The organism is Streptomyces megasporus, from assembly GCF_000718985.1.
Lineage (GTDB): Bacteria > Actinomycetota > Actinomycetes > Streptomycetales > Streptomycetaceae > Streptomyces > Streptomyces megasporus.
In genome coordinates, this window is the sequence record NZ_JODL01000133.1 from 1 (window position 1) to 359 (window position 359).

1 pseudogene is annotated in these 359 nt (G+C 72.1%); it reads left to right on the forward strand.

Annotated elements, in window-relative coordinates:
* Window positions 1–169 precede the first annotated feature (169 nt).
* A pseudogene (locus IF47_RS28430) lies at window positions 170–359 on the forward strand (threonine--tRNA ligase); the annotation flags it as partial.

Consider the following 359-nt stretch of genomic DNA (forward strand, 5'->3'; position numbering starts at 1 on the left):
GCCCTGCTACGGTCACGCCCATGCAGCGCGCCCAGTCGTTCCCGTCTCTCACGACGACGCCGGAGAGTGTCCCGGCGCGCTGACAGCTGACCCAGATGTCCGAAGCCCCGGGGCGAGTGCCCCGGGGCTTCGTCGCGCGGTGCTCGCCTCAGAACCGAGGGAGACCACCATGCACGACCACCGCCGGCTCGGCCGCGAACTGAACCTCTTCGACACCGACCCGCTGATGGGCGCGGGGCTGCCGTACTGGCTGCCCGACGGGGCGGTGGTGCGGCACACCCTGGAGGAGTACATCCGCGAGGCGGAACGGGGGGCCGGCTACCGGCACGTGTACTCGCCCGCGCTCGGCAAACGCGAGC